Here is a 19,413-nt window from a genome sequence, read left to right on the forward strand (position 1 = left end):
TGGTATGAAGAATCTATCTATTGGCATGTTGTTTTGAGGATATAAAATTGAGTAAAATGGGAATAGAGTATAAGTTTCACAGAAAAGGAGGAGTTTTCGATATGAAGAAAGCTATAAAGGTTGCGTTAGCAGGTGCGGTAATGAGCGGTGTCTTATTTGCAGCGCCAACAGCAGATGCAGCATCTTATAAAGTTCAAAAAGGGGACACGCTCTCTAAAATCGCGAAAGCTCACAACACGACAATTCAGCAGCTGAAACAATGGAATCAATTAGCGGGAGATCAAATTTACATAGCTCAATCCCTTGTCGTCGCGTCAAAAGTAAGTAAAAACAAGGTGATTGCTATTTCAGTTGTAGAAGAAAAAGAGCAAAACCCTGTAAGTCATACGGTGGTAAAGGGGGATACGCTAACTAAAATCGCGAAAAAGTATAAGACAACGGTTGCTAATTTAATGCAATGGAATAATTTGAAATCCGATAGCATTAAAATCGACCAACAGCTTGCGATTCATGGAGCAGAAGTAATCACTGAAGCCCCGACAGCAACAGCGGTAGAAGCGGTGATTAATTTTAAAGATACAGCCGACGCAGTCATTGAAAAGCAGTTAAACAATGAAAAAGCAGCCCCAACAACTGTATCAAAATCAAGTAAGGATATTTATGCGTTAGCGATCAACATTGCCGAACAAACAATGGGGATTCCATATAAATACGGTGGAAATACATTAGAAGGCTTTGATTGCAGTGGTTTTGTAAGCTACGTTTACAACAATGCTGGTATTAAGCTAGACCGTAAATCCAGCCTACAATATTTCGAGCAGGATACATTAAAGGTAGAAAAGCCAGTGCCAGGGGATATCGTATTCTTTAAAAACACATTCATCCCAACGATTTCACATATGGGCATCTATATAGGTGAGGATCAATTCATCCATGCCGGTTCAAAAGGCATTACCATTAGTAATGTGAACGAAAAATATTGGGCAGAGCGCTTCGTAGCCTATAAACGTTTTGCAGTTGTGAAATAATAAAATAACCTTTAAACAAAACGATTATGTCTATTAAGTAAAAAGGCATAATCGTTTTTTGATTGGTACGACTTATTGCTTATGTTACAAATATTACAATAAATACGTTAAAGTCGGGTTTTATTCAAAAATATTACATTAATTTTAAAATAATAGAGCTTAGAAACGTTGATATAAAAGCGTTTTCGGAATATGTTTAAAAATTACAGTAAAGGGGTATTGTAACTATATTGTTACGTAAATGTAATGTTATAAACCTGATTCCCGTGTTAACCTAATAACAGTTAAGTTTTCAGAAAATTATTTTGGTTGGAGGAACAGGATGAATTACATTAAACTATTACGTATCACAGTACTAACAATGGCAGCGGCATTCGTCATTTTCTTTGCACCAGTGAATGAAAACGAAGCTTCTGCATCAACACCCTACTCTATAGAAGATCTAAATAAAATCTCTACAAAATACATTGGTGTTCGTTATTCTTATGGTGGAACAACTGCAAAAGGGTTTGACTGCTCTGGTTATGTACGCCACGTATTTAAAGAATTAGGTATTACTTCATTAGACCGCACATCTGCAGGCATGTATGGCCAAGGGACAGCGGTTAAGAAAAGCGATTTGCAAGCAGGTGACTTAGTATTCTTCAACACTTCAGGTAAACGCGTATCACATGTAGGAATTTACATTGGTTCAGGTAAATTCATCCACGCTTCAACAAGCAAAGGTGTTATTAAAACAAGCATTAACGACAAGTACTACTGGGGTAACAAATTTGTTGGCGCTAAACGCGTAGCGAGCTTCCAAACAGCTAGTAAAATTGCAGCTTTAGAAGACGAAACAGACGTAGACAACACACCAGAAGTAGACGCTGAATAATACATAGCTTATACTTACTCAAACCTAAAATTTCAAATCCCTCATCCCTTTATAAAAAGGGGATGGGGGATTTTTTCGTGTTTGGCGAATCTTAACTGGAGCGCTACGCCAGCCAAATAAAAAAGCACCCCAAATGAATGGAGTGCTACTAAAATGAAAACTATTGAGGTACGCGGGCTGTCCAGCGAGATAGATCTGCGCCTTCTGCTGTTACAAGTTGTGCCGGGAAGATGAACGTCCAAGGCTTTGTTGTATTAGGTTGAACTGTTAATACCGGATCTAATTTGAATGACCCTTTGGCAACAATTTCACCGCGCGCATCAACGATTTCAAGTGGTAGTTGCTCTAAGTTAATCGCTTTGTCGTGTCCATTGCGGATGAAGATTGACGCGTGTAAGCTGTTGTCGTCGTTTAACTTTGTTTGTAAGCCCGTGAAGTTAACCTCTGTTTTACCAAGCTTCGGTAATGTTTTCACGATTTCCGCTAGCTTTTCTTGCTGCTCTTTTGGTAATTGTTTTTTCCACGTATCATCAAGGTCTAATTGGTGACCACGTAATGATAATAGGTTGAATGAAATTTTCCAGCCTTCTGCAGGTACGTCTTCCGCTGTAATTGCTGACTTAGGGAAGTTGAAAATCCATGGACGCGCGCTTTCAGCAGGAATCACACCTAACTCCTTGAAGTCAAAGTAGTGAGACGCTAAACGGTTGTCTTCCTTATCTAAAATAAGTAGCTCAATTTCACCAAGCTCAATTGCTTCTGCTAACGAAGAACGGAAGAATGCTTTAACATTCCAAGAACCGTTTGCTAATGCTGGTTCAATGTTGATTGCAGAAAGTGATAATTGGTTTGGCTTTAATGGTGCTAAATCGTTTGCTAGGAAGTTGAACACATATTTTTGCTCTTGTGGCACATCCCATTCAGGGTGGAACGATAATTTCGTTACCACATCGCGGTTTGCATCCTTTTTAGAAGTTTTTGCACCTGATTTTACTACTGATGATGAATCAATTGCGCTATCTTTGCCGACTTTATCGCCTTTTTTAAATAAATCGAATAAACCCATTGTGTTATTCCTCCACGTTCATCGTAATGTTTTTCATGAATGTTACAAGCTCTTCTACAATTTTGCGACGAAGCTCTTGATAGTTTTTACCGAATAATTCTAAACCTTCACGTTGGTAAATACGCATTGGATCTTCTTGTTGGTAGTGACGTAAGCCGATACCCTCTTTTAAATGCGCCATTTGCTCAAGGTGACGAATCCACATTTGGTCGATAAAGCTTAGCATCACTTTTGGAATGATGGCCATAATTTGCTCGTTCGTTTCGAAGCTTTCGATAACTTCCTTCAGCTCTTTTACAGAAGGGTCCATCGCGTTAAGTAGTCGCTTCACTTTTGTTTCGTCACGGTTTACAGTAACTGGTGTTAAGAATAGTGAGTTGACCGTGCGCTCCATTTTATCGAAGTCCCACTCTAGCACATCTTTGTCCTCTGGAGCGTTTTCACGTACCGCAAAGTCGATGGTTTCGTCCATCATTTTTACTAAATGTTCTAGAATGTTTTCGTTACGTAACACTTTATCGCGTAGGTCATAAATAACGCGACGCTGATCGTTAATGACGTCATCTAGCTTTAAGTTATATTCACGCATTGAGAAGTGTGCGCCTTCCACGATACGTTGTGTACGGTCGATGAGCTCATTTACTTCTTTGTTTTGAATGCGACCAATTTCGTTTGCTGTTAACTTTTTGCGGAATTTCTCTACATCGTCTTTCGCAAAACGCTTGAACATATCGTCTTCGATTGACAGGATGAATTGGCTTTCACCTGGGTCACCTTGACGACCTGAACGACCGCGTAATTGGTTATCAACGCGACGAGATTCGTGCTTTTCTGTACCCATTACAAAAAGGCCGCCAAGCGCTTCAACGCCTTCACCTAATACGATATCCGTACCACGACCCGCCATGTTTGTTGCGACGGTAATACGGTTCTTTTGACCAGCACTTGAAATTAATTCAACCTCTTGCTCAACGGTTTTAGCGTTTAATAATTGGAAGTCTAAGCCGTATTTCTTTAAATAGCTTGCTACTTTTTCAGATTGCAAAATCGAAGTTGTCCCGATTAATACCGGCTGACCTGTTTCATGACGGCGTAGTGCTTCTTGCGCTACATATTCGTATTTTTGTTCGATTTTTTCGAATACGATGTCCGTTTGGTCCATACGCTGGCGCTTGCGATTCGTTGGAATTTGAAGCACGCGCATGCCGTAAACTTCGAGGATCTCCTTTTCTTGCGTTTTCGCAGTACCAGTCATCCCTGATAATTTCGGGTACATACGGAAGTAGTTCTGAATTGTTACTTGTGCTTGTGCTTTGTTTTCTTCAGTGATTGTCACGCCTTCTTTCGCTTCAATCGCTTGGTGTAATCCATCTGAAAGGGAACGACCTTCCATGATACGGCCAGTAAACATATCTACAAGCTCGATTTTATCGTCACGTACGATGTAATCCACATCACGCTCGAACATGACGTGTGCACGAACGGCTTGGATAACATAGTGATACAGTGTTTGGTGCTCAAGGTCATATAAGTTGTCTACGCCAAATGCCGCTTCAACCTTTTCAATCCCTTGATCTGTTAATGAAGTGGCCTTTGTTTCGTCGTCGAAATCATAGTCCTCATCCATTACGAAACGTTTTGCTAACATCGCAGCGATGCGATGTAACTCTTCGTTTGCTCCCATTTTACCTGCAATAATTAACGGTGTTTTCGCTTCGTCGATTAATACCGAGTCCACCTCATCGATAATTGCGAAGTGGTAAGGGCGCTGTACTTTGTCGCCAATTGTATGCGCCATATTATCACGTAAGTAGTCGAAACCAAATTCTGTACCAACGCCATATGTAATATCTGCATTGTAGGCGATTTTTTTATCAGCAGGTTCCATCATTGGTACGTTCAGACCAACTGTTAACCCTAAGAATCGGTGGATTTGACCGATTAATTCGAAGTCACGCTTTGCTAAGTAATCGTTTACTGTGATCACGTGAACCCCTTTGCCCTCTAATGCACGTACGTAAGAAGGAAGTGAGGCAACTAATGTTTTACCTTCACCTGTAGGCATTTCGGCGATATTACCCTCTGTTAATACAAGACCGCCAATTAGCTGTACATCGAAATGGCGCATGTTTAAAACACGTTTAGATGCTTCACGCACAACAGCAAAGGCATCAGGGATGATGTTAACTAGCTCTTCGCCGTTCTCTAAACGTTCTTTGAATGTAAATGTCATATTACGGAGCTCGTCGTCCGTCATCGGACTGTACGTTGCTTCAAGTTTGTTAATTTGCTCTACTGTTTTGTAGTAGCGTTTTAACTCTTTAACGCTTGTTTGCTCCTTGTTGCGTTTAAAAATTGAGAACATATTTTTACTCTCCTTTAAAATGGACTACTTGAAATGTAGACACTCAATTATTTTATCAAATTTTACGTGTAATGACTACTGGACAATAGGGAAATCATAGGAATTATAGAAATAAAATGGATTTTTTAGAGCCGAAACATAGTGATTTTTTGACTGATTAGCGTCTAGTAGGTGTTGAAAAAATGAAAAATTGAGAAATAAATAGAAAGAAAAAGTAGACTTGAGACATTTGAATAAAGCAAATAGCACTATGTTTTATAAAGGGTTCATGCTATAATGACACTGAATAATAATGTATATTTTTTTAGTGGATACGAAAATATAATGCTTTTTGGAAATCCACAGGAGAAAAGACAGACATTCTCACAATTTGGTGCGAAATTTGTTTTTAAATGAAACTTCAACTCGTCAATAAACGTTGTACCAGTTGAGACTACAAATATTAAGGAGGAGAGACATGACTTACGTGTCTTTAATCGTGGCCTTTGTTGCTGCCATTTTACTTACTCCGCTTGTGAAGCGATTTGCGTTTCGCATTGGCGCTGTAGATGCCCCAAACTATCGAAAAGTACATGCGCGCATTATGCCACGTCTTGGTGGATTAGCGATTTACCTTGCTTTTATGATAGGGATTTTACTTTTAAAATTTGTCACAAACTTCCAAAGTGATTACTTATATGCGATTTTAATCGCTGCTACAATTATCGTGATTACAGGTGTAATCGATGACATGCGCGAAATTTCAGCGAAAGCGAAATTGGTCGGGCAAATTGCTGCTGCGTGTATCGTTGTGTTTGTTGGCGGTATTCAAATTGAAAATATTAACTTACCATTCGGTGGTGAGCTTGAATTTGGTTGGTTAGGAATTCCATTTACGATTGTATGGATTGTCGGCATTACAAATGCCATTAACTTAATCGATGGTCTAGATGGCTTAGCTGCCGGTGTTTCAACTATCGCTTTAATCACATTAGCTGTGATGGCGATGATTATGGGCAACGGGATTGTTATTGCCATGGGTGCCATTTTAGCTGCTGCGACAATTGGTTTCTTATTCTTTAACTTCCACCCTGCGAAAATATTCATGGGGGATACGGGTGCATTATTTTTAGGATTTATGATTTCGGTACTTGCACTTCTCGGATTTAAAAATGTAACAGTGATCTCATTCGTTATTCCGGTCATTATGCTAGGTGTACCGATTTCGGATACATTCTTTGCTATTGTGCGCCGTAGACGTAGCGGGAAAAAATGGTCGGATCCAGATAAATCCCACTTACATCACCGCTTACTTGATTTAGGTTTCTCACATCGTCAAACGGTGTTAATCATTTACGCGATGGCTGCGATGTTCGGCTTAGCGGCGGTCATCTTCTCGATGGCAAAAGTTTGGGGTGCGATTTTATTAATCGCGGTCATTTTAGTAGCAATCGAGTTATTAGTAGAAATTATCGGCCTCGCCGGTAAAAACTACAAACCGCTCATCAATTTTGTGAAAATGTTCAATAAATGAAAAGATCGAAACAAGTAACTGGCATTGGCTGGTTGCTTGTTTTTTTATTGGGTTTTTTAGGTTTTTGGGATGAGCGGAAGTGTGGTGGAACTTGGATATGAGCGATATTGGGGTGCTTATGAGCGGAATTCCACGAGTTATGAGCGGTTTAGAGGTTTTTATGAGCGAAAGCGACTAACATACGAGCGAAATTCCACTTTTTACGAGCGAAATTCCAAATTTATCCACAAAATCTCATCTGGAATGACGTACATCAGCGTTCTTTTGTAACCAGTAGTGTGTAAATTAAGCTGTGCGAGTATACGTTTCGCTGCGAATCGACATTCAATACCGGTGAATTGCCGAAACGCCTTATTTGAAATACGGTTGCTAATTAACGTGCGATAATCATGAAGCGCATCCAGAAACACATTTTTCGATTTTGCCTTACAGCTAAAACAATGCCAGTAGCCTGAGTAAAAAAGCATCGGCGCCTTGGTATCACAGCTCGTACAAAACACGCCGGATTTTAATCGGCTCGGTTCGATTTGACGGCGAGCTGGCAGGATTTGTTTCATTTTCAGAAAAATCGATTGTATTTCTGAGACCTGGTAAGCTGTGGGTGGAAATTGGGTAGATAAGTTTTCAAGAAATGTAGGGAGGCCGCTTAAATGTAGAATAGGCATTGTTTCCAGTGAAACATCGAGCTTGGCGCGGTAGTTCGCGATGACGACTAAATGTACGACGGGGATATGAATATGATGCTGGTGCAAAACCTGTTCGATAAATAACTGATGCCGGTATGCTTGGTCGAACGGATTTGGTAAATTTTCTTCTATGTTGTTTTCCATTCGCCGCGAAAATTCATGCACAGCTGGCTTATAGAAAAGCTGGCCCGAAATGATTTGATGTGAAAAACCGCGCGTATTCATACATTCAAAATTATACAAAATGAAATAATCACTTTTGAAATGATAATCTGCGAGCCTGTTTTTAAGTTTTAATTCCCCAGAAAGCCCCGCCTGCATCCGGTAAAATTCCTCTTGAAATAGTGTCGCCTCAAGATCAGTAGTGTGAATTCTACGGACAAGCGCCTCTATGAACAAATAATGCTGCGATTTTTGCATTAAATTCACCTCCATCTGCTAAACGTACTTGATAACGCCGAAAAATGAAATGCTTTACGTGAAACTGTCGATTTCATGGCAGGGTGGATGTGCTTGAAACGGGAATACAAAAAACCCCCGAATCTCGCATGAACGGAGATTCGGGGACGGATTTTATTGGGTCATGGAATCGTCATCTGCTTCTTTGTAAGCAGAGTCTGATTCTGTACCAGTACTAGAGTAGTTTGTCGATTCAGGAGTTAAACCTAAATGACTTTGTAAAATATGGCTGATTTCGTCTACGTTTTCTTGATCTAATTTGTAATAGTAAGTACCTTTTGACGTATCATCATAGCCTGTTAATGTTAAGGCGTCGATGCGCGGCATACCATTTGTTAAATAGCTAAAGAATGAACGCATTTCTTTAAAGGACATATCAGTTTTCATGTTTGAGCCGACAGCAGAAAGAATGTCGTCGTATTTCGTAAGAGACGTAAATGATGCTGCTTTCATAGCGACTGCTTTAATAATGTCTTGCTGGCGTTTACCACGCTCGATATCGCTATCTTGCTTACGTGTACGGGCTAATGCTAAGGCTTCGCGTCCGTCAAGTGTTTGTAAACCAGCTTTTAAATCAACCGTTCTTTTATCGTTTTCATCCAGTTCAAGTAGGTCGTATGGTACTTCTGCTTCGATCCCACCTAAAGCGTCAACAATATCGATAAATGCATGGAAGTTCATGCGTACATAGTAATCAATCGGAATATCAAATAATTCTTCTACGGTTTCGATGGAAGCGAGTGTGCCACCGAATGCATGGGCGTGATTGATTTTGTCACGATAGCCAACATGCGGGATATATACATAAGAATCACGAGGGATACTTAATAATTTCACTGTTTTTGTTTTGTTGTTTAATGTTGCAAGTAATAAGGCATCTGTACGTGAATGTTCGGCACCTTGACCACGTTTTTCACTGTCATCAACACCTAAAATTAAAATAGATACATTGTCATCTGCAGGCTCAACTTTTGCTTCGCGGTTGTTAGGGATGTTGCGTTCATCAAGTTCTTCATAGGCCTGATCGACTGCGTGTTTGGCTTGCTTTGTTAAATAAACGCCATATGCAGTTGCGCAAATTGCTAATGACAGTGTCACAAGCATCGTAACCTTTAAAAAAAGCTTGAATTTTGAAGCGCCCTTCTTTTGCGTTGGTTTATTTGTCATAAAAATTCTCCTCTAGGTTAGGAATAGATTACTGTATAGAAAAGTGTTTTTTTTGCAATGAAATCTAGGACACTATAAGGAATAGTTTCCAATCTTATTTATTATACTACTATCCATTTACGCCGTAAAGATATCGATGCAAGGGGCTTTTCATTTATTCCTTTAAAAATTCAATAAAAAGCGCATCCTCATTCGATACAATTGCTTGGCCGTTCGTTAATTCAGTCATCCATTCAGTGAAGGCGGCTTCGTCCTCTTTTAACACGGACACAAAAATTTCAACACTTTCTGCATAGCCAATATCGCGTAATGTGTAGTCAGAATTACGAATTTCGTTTTCTAATTTACCGAGCCACACATAATCAACCGCGACTTTCATTACGTAGTGTAATTTTCGTTCGACAACGCCAGCAGCCGCGATGCCTTCTGTTGTTGCATTGCCGTAAGCACGGATCAGTCCGCCACCGCCGAGTTTAATACCACCGAAGTAACGGGTAACAACGACTACTGTGTCTTTTAACCCTTGTTTCTTTAAAACCTCTAACATTGGGACGCCGGCTGTGCCACTTGGTTCCCCGTCGTCATTCGCTTTTTGGATATGGTCATGCTCGCCAATCATATAGCATGAGCAATTATGCGTAGCGCTTGCGTGCATTTTTTTAATTTTATCGATAAATAGTAGTGCTTCTTGTTCGGTTTCGACACGCTCAACATACGTTAGAAATCGAGATTTTGAAATGATAATTTCGGATTCGCCGTAGCCCTTCACAGTAAAATAGTTATTTCTCATTATTATTTCTCCTTAAATTAACAATTAATGTCTTTTTTTGTAGTTACAATATATCTTAAAAAATGTTTTAATAATGCTATAATAGGTATGTACTATAATAGTAATAAACCGAAAAAAAAGATACAACGAGATAACACTTTGGCTTAGTAAGGTGGGGATAGTATGCTTCAAAACGACCGTATAGATGTAGCCTCGCTTGATGTGATTTTTAATCGAATGCTGGAAACAATTACAAATTCTAAAGACGATATATTTATTATAAGCGAACAGAGCCGAAGAAGCTTTGAGCAAATGCAACAAGAGCTCGAAATTGTCCGCCACGAAATGAAAATTACGATTGACGAAACCGATAATTTAGAAAAACTGTTGCAGTTATCGAAGCATCGTTTAGTCATTGTGAGTAAAAGTTTCAATGATCACTCAGAGGAACAAATTCGTGCAGCCTATGAAAATACAAATAATTTACAATTAAAGGTGTCCTTATGCAAGGAACGTGAAAAACAATTACGTGACAAACGAGATGATTTAGAAAGACGATTGCGTGCACTTTATGATACGATTGAAAGAGCAGATCACATCGTTAATCAGGTAAATGTCGTGATTAGCTATTTTACGACCGATTTAAAAGATGTCAGCGTGGCTCTCGAGCAAGCGAAAATAAAACAGGAATTTGGTATCCGCATTATTAAAGCGCAAGAGGAAGAACGCAAGCGATTGTCGCGTGAAATTCACGATGGACCAGCCCAAATGATGGCCAATGTGCTCATGCGCTCCAATTTAATCGATCGCATTTATCGTGAAAAAGGTGCTGAAAAAGCGCTACAAGAAATTCAAGATTTAAAGGTGAATGTGCGCAACGCCTTATCGGAAGTGCGTCGGATTATTTATGATTTACGCCCAATGGCACTCGATGATTTAGGAATCACGCCAACATTAAAAAAATATTTATCAACGGTTATGGAATATAATCCAGGCGCCGATATACAATTTATATCCTATAATAATGAACGTCGGATTTCATCAGATTATGAGGTTGCCATATTCCGTTTAGTACAAGAAAGTGTCAATAATGCATTAAAACACGGTAAATCTTCACTGATCCATGTGAAAATTGAGTGGCTTCGTGACGAAATAAATGTTGTCGTGAAAGATAATGGTAAAGGTTTCGACACTGATAATGTGCGAGAAGGTTCATTTGGCATTATTGGCATGAAGGAAAGAATCGATTTATTAAAGGGTACAATAAATATTAGCAGCGCTGTAGGTAAAGGCACGACTGTTCTCATGAAAATTCCTTTACCGATAGAAGACGAGGAAATAATCTAACAGATACTAGGGGGTACTACCATGACAAAAATTATTATTATCGATGACCACCAACTATTCCGTGAAGGGGTTAAACGCATTTTAGATTTTGAAGATTCGTTTGAAGTTGTAGCAGAAGGCGATGACGGAATCGATGTATTAGGTTTATATGAAAGAAATGAACCAGATGTTGTATTAATGGACATTAACATGCCAGAAAAAAATGGTGTCGAAGCTACGGCTGAATTAATCGAAAAATACCCAGATGCAAAAGTAATGGTGTTATCGATTCACGATGACGAATCATACGTAACACACGCACTAAAATCGGGTGCACTTGGTTATATGTTAAAAGAAATGGATGCAGACGAAATCGTGGAAGCGATTAAAGTAGTATCAAACGGTGGCTCATACTTACATCCAAAAGTTACGAAAAACTTAGTAGCAGAATTCCGTCGCCTTTCAGAGCATGAAAACAAAGGCAATTTCCACCAAACTGAAATTCGCCGTCCATTCCACTTACTAACAAAGCGTGAATGTGAAGTGCTACAATTACTGACAGATGGCCAATCAAACCGTACAATCGGTGAAACATTATTCATCTCAGAAAAAACGGTTAAAAACCATGTTTCAAGTATTTTACAAAAAATGAACGTAAACGACCGTACACAAGCGGTTGTAACAGCCATCAAAAACGGCTGGGTAGAAGTTCGTTAATTAGCAAACTATTAAAGCAGGAGTGCAGCGTGATGGCACTTCTGTTTTTGTTTTGTGCATCTATGAAACATCTGTGAACAGATGGCGTCTTATTAGTTGGTAACTATGATTTTGACCATTCGAGACATCGAATTTTTGATACGACTATGCTAGAATATTTTGCGGGAGGTTTGGAAATATATGAAAAACTGGTTAGTAGCGGTCATGGCAATGTTTTTGCTGACAGCTTGTGGGGATGAGAAAGACGCATCGCCTGAACAATTACAAAAAACAATCGATGAAGGAACAGCTGGCTTTGAAATGTTGGGTGGAAAGATTCAAGAAGCAACAGGCGTTCCAGAAGATGAAAAACAACAAATTATTGATGCGTTTAACGAATACATTGCAGCCTTTAATGATAAAGATTTACAACGTTATAAAACTATTATTTCACAAAATGCAAAAGGCTTTGATTACGAGGAAGATGTGAAGGCGGCCACAGAAGTATTTAAGCAATATGACATTAACCGTAGCGCTGAAGATATTACGATTGTGAACTATAAAGCAGATGAGGCGCAAGTATTTTCAAATCTAACAACCAATACAAAAGAGCTTGAAACCGGGGCTGAAATGTCAGGGACAGGTCGTCAAGTAACAGTATTTGTAAAAGAGGATCTTTGGAAAGTTTCAAGTATCTACTATATCGGTAATGAATAATAAACGAGAGCATCTTGTCCCTTTTTGTGGACGGGATGCTTTTTTGAATAACAATATTTCGCATCTGTGGAGGCTATGTGCTACAAGAGGTATTTTTTTCGTTCACAATTACATAGAGTTCATGTAAACTAAGATGCATAGGAGAGTGGGGTATTTCATGAAAACAGTAGTTGTTACAGATAGTACAGCCTATTTGACGCTTGAAGAACGTCAGCGTCTAAACGTTCATATGATTCCTTTAAGCGTGAATATTGAAGGAACAATTTATGATGAAGAGATTGATATTACTGCCTCTGAATTTTACGATCGTGTGCGCGGTGCCAAGGAATTTCCGAAAACAACGCAGCCACCAATTGGTAAATTCGTAGAGCTTTTTGAAACGTTAGCAAAAGATTATGATGATATTGTAACAATCCATTTATCAAGCGGCATTAGCGGCACATTCCAAGGCGCGGTGCAAGCAGGGGATATGGTAGACGGTGTAAATCTCTATGCCTTTGACTCAGAGGTAGCGGCTTATTTACAAGGCTTATATGTAAAGGAAGCGGCAATAAAGGCAGCAGAGGGCGCGTCCGGTGCAGAAGTTATGGCGCACTTAGAAACGTTGCGTCCAACACGCGAGGAATACATTATTGTAGATGACCTACAGCATTTACAGCGTGGCGGTCGTCTATCGGCAGCAGCGGCGTTAATCGGCGGCTTACTTCAAGTGAAACCGGTATTAACGTTCCAAAACAAAGTCATTGTCCCGTTCGAAAAAATTCGTACGCGTAAAAAAGCATTACGTCGTGTAGAAGATCAGCTAGACGTTGCAGTCGAAAAGCACGGTGCCTTACGCGCGACGGTGATTCATGGGAACTGCGAGGCAGAAGCAACGGAATGGATGAACAGCTTAGCTGAAAAGCATCCGACCGTTGATTTCACACTAAGCTACTTTGGCCCAGTAATCGGCACACACTTAGGTGAAGGCTCGATTGCCCTCGGTTGGATTAAAAAAGTATAACACTCACACAGCAGTCACTACAGAAGGTATTTGTAGTGGCTGTTTTTGTTTACTTATAGTAGCTTGACCGGTTATCCGCTAAAATCGTGCAGTAATTAGAAAACCTTAGTTTCCCCCTAAAAACTAACTAAAGGAGCAACCCTCAATGATCCAAACATCCATCCACACAAAAACCTTCAAAGTCTCTACACACAGGCAAAACACTTCCTACAAAGGCATCCTCGTTGAACCGACAATCGAAAACTTTTTCACAGGTCGCATATGGTCGCGGTACAATACGCCGTTTCCCCAGCAAAAAATCAACACCTACATCAAGCATCATTACTTCACAACCCTCCCAGCAGTTTCAACTAAGCCGAAACTAACATGCAATCGCTGCCTAAACAAAATCCCGCACAAATTCATCACCTTCCACTGCGCAAAATGCCAGCAACTTTGTCATTATTGTCGCCACTGCATAACGATGGGGCGCATGTGTAGCTGTGAGGAGCTCATAAAATGGTGTGGGCCGAATTACGCCATAAAAAAGATAAAACCATACTTCACATGGACCGGCACATTAACGCTGCATCAGCAAAAAGCCGCAGATGAGCTCACGATTAGCCTGCAGAAAAATCGCAATCATCTGGTGAGTGCGGTTTGCGGAGCGGGAAAAACAGAGATTTTATTTGCCGCTATTTACGAGGCACTGAAACAAAATAAGCGCGTTTGTGTAGCAACCCCGAGGACAGATGTGGTGCTCGAGCTGTATCCGCGTTTTTTACAAGTGTTTCAAAACATCACGATTCATGCGCTGTACGGAGGGGCAGAGCCGAATGCACAATTTGCGCAGCTGGTTCTTTCAACAACGCAACAGCTCTATCGTTTTGATCAGGCGTTTGATGTGATGATTGTCGATGAAGCGGATGCGTTTCCGTATACCTACGACGAAGCCTTGCAACAAGCGGTGTTAAAAGCGAAAAAACCCACGGCGCCAATTGCCTTTGTGACTGCGACGCCTTCCCCGAAATTACTAGCACAAAAAACCGCCGAACATTGGGGCTATTCCTTTATTGCGCGGCGCTTTCATGGCTTTTTGTTACCTGTCCCGAAATTTCAATCGCTGTGGCGCTACGACAAAGCATTCAATAAAAACCGCATCCCGCAAAAATTGCGCGCGTGGCTAGAAAAGCGACTTGAAAATAACGAACCCTTCCTCATTTTTTTCCCAACCATTGACCTGATGGAACGCGCGGTACCCCTATTTCAACAAATGGAACCGACAATTGAACGCGTGCATTCAGAAGATCCATTGCGAAAGGAAAAGGTACTCGAGCTTCGGAATGAACAGCGCAAAGGCTTACTGACAACGACCATTCTAGAGCGTGGTATTACGATAAAAAATGTACAGGTGGCCGTCATTGGTAGCGAAAGTCCAATTTTCACCGCGAGTGCGCTCATTCAAATTAGTGGCCGTGTTGGGCGCAATCCGCAATTTCCAGATGGCGAAATCGTCTTTTTTCATCACGGTATTACGATAGAAATGGACAAGGCCCGCAAAAAAATTCAGGAGATGAACCGCCATGAATAAACCAATCATGAATTGTCTGTTATGTGAACGCGAATTGCAGGGCGGTATGGGGTGGAAAGAACTACTTACAGCCGTTTTACCGAAAACCATTTGTCAACGCTGCGAACAACGCTTTGAAAAAGTGACGCAACAGCTAGATGCAGATGTTGTCACATTATTTCATTATAATGATGCGATGAAGGATTTCTTGCACCGCTATAAATTCATGCATGACGTTGTGCTAGCGCATGTATTTAATCGAGAAATAGCCGCCCATTTAAAGCACGATCCCCGCCTGATTATTCCGATTCCTATGCATCCAGAAAGCTTAAAGCAGCGCACGTTTTCCCATGTGGATGAATATTTAAAGGCGGCCAACATTCCATTTGTGCAGCACCTCGCTAAGCTATCGAGTGAACAGCAATCAAAAAAAACGCGACAGGAACGACTTGCCACTGCACAGCTATTTGAAGTGACTAATCCCGCCGCAATTAAGCACAAAAACATAGTGTTAGTTGATGATATTTACACGACGGGTACAACATTTCGGCACGCAAAAAAAGCATTACTCGAAGCTGGGGCAAATACAGTAGATGGATTTATATTAATACACAGTTGAGGTTTAGGTGAAAATACTCATATCTAATAAATTTGGAAAGTTGTCAATGAAAAATAAGTAACGTTATGTATAATTATAATTAATGAAGTTCGTCTCATACTGACTAGGAGGTGTAGGAAATGGCAGAGTTAAGAAATTGTCCGATGTGCCAAGAATTTTTCAACTATACAGGTTTACGTGAAGTATGTCATAACTGTGCGCAAAAGGAAGAAGATATGTATCAAGTGGTTTACCGATTTTTACGTAAGCGCGAAAATCGTGCAGCGAATGTTGATCGAATCGAAGAAGCAACAGGTGTTAATCGTGATTTATTATACAAATGGGTGCGTAAAGGACGCTTGCATCCAGCGGTATTCCCGAGCCTAGGCTATCCTTGCGATAACTGCGGGCATTTAACAAATAAAGGGAAGCTATGTGAGAAGTGCCAAAACAACTTGAAGTCGGATTTACGCACATTTGATGCGGCAAAGGAATTCCGAAATGATATCGCGCGTCGTGATCGCGTTACATACCATACGGATAAACGCTAAAAACTAGAGAAACGGAGTCTTATTAATAGGACTTCGTTTTTTATTTTAGTAAAATGTACATAGAACAACTAAAAATACAATACATTCAAAACTTTTGGCACATAAAAGTTGGAATTTTTTTAGAAAGCATAAACAATTTTCTGACGTAGTCGAAATATATAGTATAAAGATGATTTAAATGAGGGGAGGCCATACCAATGAAAATCAATCCAATTGGTTTACAGGCGATTAATTCATACAAAAAACAAGCACGCACAGATAAAGCTACAAATGTCCAAAAATCATTTGCAGATCATATCGAAATTTCGTCAAAAGCAAAGGAAATGCAGGCAACAAACACCTATGCGGCTGAACGCGCGGACCGCATTAAACAGCTAAAGGCAGATATCGATTCGGGCACATATAAAGTCGATGCCAAGCAAGTTGCACAGGATATGCTGAAATACTATCGTCGCTAATTTAAATTTTTTACGTAAGGGAGCATAAATTACATGTCGATTGCCAACATTGTTGCAACGTTAGAGAAGCTAGAAAAAATGCATAAAAGTCTACTTGAGCTAGCAGTTACCAAAACGGAATACATTAAGCAAGGTGATATGGAAAAGCTTGATCAGCTCATTAAAAATGAACAGGCACATGTAGCGGCGATTGATACGTTCGAACAACAGCGTCAGAAAATGGTAACGGATTACCTTCGAGCAAAAGGATTTGCTCTTTCTGATACACCCTCTGTTGCCGATGTTATTGAGGCTGCTCAGCAATCAGAACCGACCGAAGCGTTAGTCGCAGTACGCGAGCGCATGGTCGAGCTTTTAGGGAAATTAAAAGCGCAAAATGATTTAAATCAAAAAATGGTGTTCAACTCTTTGCAGTTTGTCAATATTACACTCGATGCGATGCGTCCACAGAAACGTACGGAGCAGTTTAACTATTCCGGTGCAGAAGTACGCGGCCAAACGGAAATAGCGCGTCGCTCATTTAACGAATTCAAAGCTTAATCGCATGTTCTTTGTCTGCGCATGCAGCGATGGACATGCGATTTTTTTGCTTTTATTGCATTTGCTGGTGGGATTACAGGCAGTCTTGATTTTATAGATTGTTTTAGTATTTCTGTGATTTTATAGTGGGAATTTTGGGTTTATGAGCGAAATTCGTTTGCTTATGAGCGTTTTTTTCGGGGGAATGAGCGAATTTAGCTCTTTTATGAGCGATCTAACGAAACTTATGAGCGAATTCAGCACTTTTACGAGCGGATTACCTAATAATGGAAACTGAACCCAGCATATTCTCACCTTCACAGTGGTCGCGCACCCTAAACGAGGTAGGATTTTGTCCTATTTTTGCGCCAATTCAAATTAATTCACAAAATTTTGTTCAAAGCATTACATAACATGTCGAAATAAAGACTAATGAGAAACGAAAGACAAGAGGAGGCACAACCATGCGCTCAACATTCATGGGACTTGAAGCAAGTAAACGCGGGCTTTTTACACAGCAATCAGCCCTTTATACAACAGGCCATAACATTTCAAACGCCAACACAGAAGGCTACACACGCCAACGCGTTAATATGGAAACAACGCCAGGATTCCCGGGTACAGGCTTAAACTCGCCAACAACAGCAGGCCATATCGGAACAGGGGTACAGGCGCATTCTGTACAACGTATGCGCGACGAGTTCGTAGACCGCCAATTCCGCCAAGAAACGAATAAACTTGGTTACTGGCAATCCACGACAAAATCGATTTCACAGATGGAAGATGTGATGTCAGAGCCATCAGAGTTCGGGATTAACCAAGCGTTCACGGAATTCTGGAAGTCAATGGAAGATGTCGTAACGAATCCAAAAGACACAGCAGCGCGCCAAGTAATGATTTCAAAAGGCCAATCATTAGCCGAATCATTTAACTATATGGATACGCAGTTAAAGTTAATTCAAGGAAATATCGGAAACGAGATTAATGTCATAACAGGCGAAGCAAACAGCCTTTTAAAACAAATTGCGAATTTAAACAAACAAATCCAAGCTGTTGAACCAAATGGCTATATGCCAAACGATCTTTATGATACGCGTGACGTGTTATTAGATAAATTAAACGAGATTATGCCGGTTTCCGTTTCATATGAAAAATCAGGCGGGAATTCTTTAGCAATTGCTGAAGGTAGTATGACAGTTACGTTTAAAAAAGCAGGCTCAACAGATGAAATTACTTTAGTGCAAGGGAAAGATTATGCTGCACTATCTACGGATAATACGAGTGGAGGCCCGATTACAGGTGATGTCGACGGGACAACCGGTAAATTTTTAGAGTTCTCTAAAATTAATATCTCTGGATTATCGAGTGACCATGAAAAAAATCCACCAGCAGCACCAGGTACACCTGTAGCATATAGTGATTTGGAGTCTTCAAAAGGGAAATTGGTCGCTTTAATTGATGCATTTGGACATAGCGGTGGTAAAGGGCTATATCCGGAAATGCTTTCACAGTTAGATCTTTTGGCAAGTGAAATTGTTCGAGTATTCAACGCAGCTCATCAACAAGGTTTTGATTTGAAGGGAACTGCAGGCAAACCGTTCTTTGATGAAGCGGGTACTACAGCCGCCGATATTAAAGTGCAAATTACAAAGCCTGAAGAAATTGCTGCTTCTGACGCTCCTAATGAAGAAGGTAACAATAAAAATATCTTAGCCATTGCAGCGTTACAAACAGAAGTTGTTAAAGATGCAGGAAATACGGCAACTCTACAAGGTGGTACATTCCAATCATTCTATAAATCATTAATCGGTGACTTAGGTGTAAAAGGTAAACAAGCGGTAATGGAAGAGTACAACTCAGGTACATTAAATTTACAAATTGAAAAAAATCGTGCGTCATTTAACTCGGTATCACTAGACGAAGAAATGACAAACATGATTACATTCCAGCAAGCATACAACGCCAACGCACGTATGATTACTGTAATCGACGAAACATTAGACAAAATCATCAACGGCATGGGCCGTGTCGGATTATAATACACAACTACAACTTAGACTAAGCAA

Annotated in this window: 18 protein-coding genes; 13 read left to right on the forward strand and 5 right to left on the reverse strand. The window is 40.2% G+C overall.

All coding sequences use genetic code 11. The features are described from left to right. The first annotated feature begins 101 nt into the window (after positions 1 to 101). Entirely contained in the window at positions 102 to 1,028 is a 927-nt protein-coding gene (locus NSQ62_RS02665; RefSeq protein WP_341322385.1) for a LysM peptidoglycan-binding domain-containing protein, read from the forward strand. Positions 1,029 to 1,350: 322 nt separating this feature from the next. Continuing rightward, entirely contained in the window at positions 1,351 to 1,905 is a 555-nt protein-coding gene (locus NSQ62_RS02670) for a C40 family peptidase (RefSeq protein WP_341322386.1), read from the forward strand. Between the two features lie 160 nt (positions 1,906 to 2,065). On the opposite strand, the gene NSQ62_RS02675 is transcribed toward NSQ62_RS02670, so the two are convergent. Both NSQ62_RS02675 and secA2 read right to left on the reverse strand, forming a co-directional pair. Then, on the reverse strand, positions 2,066 to 2,971 hold the full coding sequence (locus NSQ62_RS02675) for an accessory Sec system S-layer assembly protein (RefSeq protein WP_341322387.1): 906 nt from the start codon (positions 2,969 to 2,971) through the stop codon (positions 2,066 to 2,068). A gap of 4 nt (positions 2,972 to 2,975) precedes the next feature. Beyond that, entirely contained in the window at positions 2,976 to 5,336 is a 2,361-nt protein-coding gene (secA2, locus tag NSQ62_RS02680; protein WP_341322388.1) for an accessory Sec system translocase SecA2, read from the reverse strand. A gap of 457 nt (positions 5,337 to 5,793) precedes the next feature. Here secA2 and NSQ62_RS02685 point away from each other — a divergent pair, with 457 nt between their 5' ends. Next, positions 5,794 to 6,849, forward strand: coding sequence for an MraY family glycosyltransferase (locus NSQ62_RS02685; protein ID WP_341322389.1), 1,056 nt, complete (start codon positions 5,794 to 5,796; stop codon positions 6,847 to 6,849). Positions 6,850 to 7,049: 200 nt separating this feature from the next. Here NSQ62_RS02685 and NSQ62_RS02690 read toward each other — a convergent pair whose 3' ends face one another. The 3 genes from NSQ62_RS02690 to NSQ62_RS02700 form a co-directional block, all read right to left on the reverse strand. Continuing rightward, on the reverse strand, positions 7,050 to 7,955 hold the full coding sequence (locus NSQ62_RS02690; protein WP_341322390.1) for a nuclease-related domain-containing protein: 906 nt from the start codon (positions 7,953 to 7,955) through the stop codon (positions 7,050 to 7,052). 153 nt (positions 7,956 to 8,108) lie between these two features. After that, positions 8,109 to 9,161 (reverse strand): LCP family protein, encoded by a 1,053-nt coding sequence (locus NSQ62_RS02695; RefSeq protein WP_341322391.1) that lies wholly within the window; start codon positions 9,159 to 9,161, stop codon positions 8,109 to 8,111. A 154-nt stretch (positions 9,162 to 9,315) separates the two neighbouring features. Beyond that, complete coding sequence (locus NSQ62_RS02700) at positions 9,316 to 9,951, reverse strand: YigZ family protein (RefSeq protein ID WP_341322392.1); 636 nt, start codon at positions 9,949 to 9,951, stop codon at positions 9,316 to 9,318. 162 nt (positions 9,952 to 10,113) lie between these two features. On the opposite strand from NSQ62_RS02700, the gene NSQ62_RS02705 reads away from it, so the two are divergent. From NSQ62_RS02705 to flgK, 10 genes are all read left to right on the forward strand, one after another. After that, positions 10,114 to 11,277 (forward strand): sensor histidine kinase, encoded by a 1,164-nt coding sequence (locus NSQ62_RS02705; RefSeq protein WP_341322393.1) that lies wholly within the window; start codon positions 10,114 to 10,116, stop codon positions 11,275 to 11,277. A 21-nt stretch (positions 11,278 to 11,298) separates the two neighbouring features. Then, positions 11,299 to 11,973, forward strand: a complete 675-nt coding sequence (locus tag NSQ62_RS02710; RefSeq protein WP_341322394.1) for a response regulator transcription factor — start codon at positions 11,299 to 11,301, stop codon at positions 11,971 to 11,973. Positions 11,974 to 12,153: 180 nt separating this feature from the next. After that, on the forward strand, positions 12,154 to 12,669 hold the full coding sequence (locus tag NSQ62_RS02715) for a nuclear transport factor 2 family protein (protein ID WP_341322395.1): 516 nt from the start codon (positions 12,154 to 12,156) through the stop codon (positions 12,667 to 12,669). 157 nt (positions 12,670 to 12,826) lie between these two features. Beyond that, the gene (locus tag NSQ62_RS02720; RefSeq protein ID WP_341322396.1) at positions 12,827 to 13,672 is read left to right on the forward strand and encodes a DegV family protein; all 846 of its coding nucleotides are present in this window, start codon (positions 12,827 to 12,829) and stop codon (positions 13,670 to 13,672) included. 145 nt (positions 13,673 to 13,817) lie between these two features. Beyond that, on the forward strand, positions 13,818 to 15,242 hold the full coding sequence (locus tag NSQ62_RS02725) for a DEAD/DEAH box helicase family protein (protein ID WP_341322397.1): 1,425 nt from the start codon (positions 13,818 to 13,820) through the stop codon (positions 15,240 to 15,242). Beyond that, the gene (locus tag NSQ62_RS02730; protein ID WP_341322398.1) at positions 15,235 to 15,840 is read left to right on the forward strand and encodes a ComF family protein; all 606 of its coding nucleotides are present in this window, start codon (positions 15,235 to 15,237) and stop codon (positions 15,838 to 15,840) included. Before NSQ62_RS02725 ends, NSQ62_RS02730 begins: the two co-directional genes overlap by 8 nt. Before the next feature lie 119 nt (positions 15,841 to 15,959). Further along, entirely contained in the window at positions 15,960 to 16,370 is a 411-nt protein-coding gene (locus tag NSQ62_RS02735; RefSeq protein WP_341322399.1) for a TIGR03826 family flagellar region protein, read from the forward strand. Between the two features lie 197 nt (positions 16,371 to 16,567). Further along, entirely contained in the window at positions 16,568 to 16,828 is a 261-nt protein-coding gene (flgM, locus tag NSQ62_RS02740; RefSeq protein WP_341322400.1) for a flagellar biosynthesis anti-sigma factor FlgM, read from the forward strand. A gap of 33 nt (positions 16,829 to 16,861) precedes the next feature. Then, positions 16,862 to 17,368 (forward strand): flagellar protein FlgN, encoded by a 507-nt coding sequence (locus NSQ62_RS02745; RefSeq protein WP_341322401.1) that lies wholly within the window; start codon positions 16,862 to 16,864, stop codon positions 17,366 to 17,368. A 443-nt stretch (positions 17,369 to 17,811) separates the two neighbouring features. Next, entirely contained in the window at positions 17,812 to 19,386 is a 1,575-nt protein-coding gene (gene flgK / locus NSQ62_RS02750) for a flagellar hook-associated protein FlgK (RefSeq protein WP_341322402.1), read from the forward strand. The last annotated feature ends 27 nt before the right edge of the window (positions 19,387 to 19,413 follow it).

This window comes from Solibacillus sp. FSL H8-0523 (assembly GCF_038051985.1).
GTDB lineage: Bacteria > Bacillota > Bacilli > Bacillales_A > Planococcaceae > Solibacillus.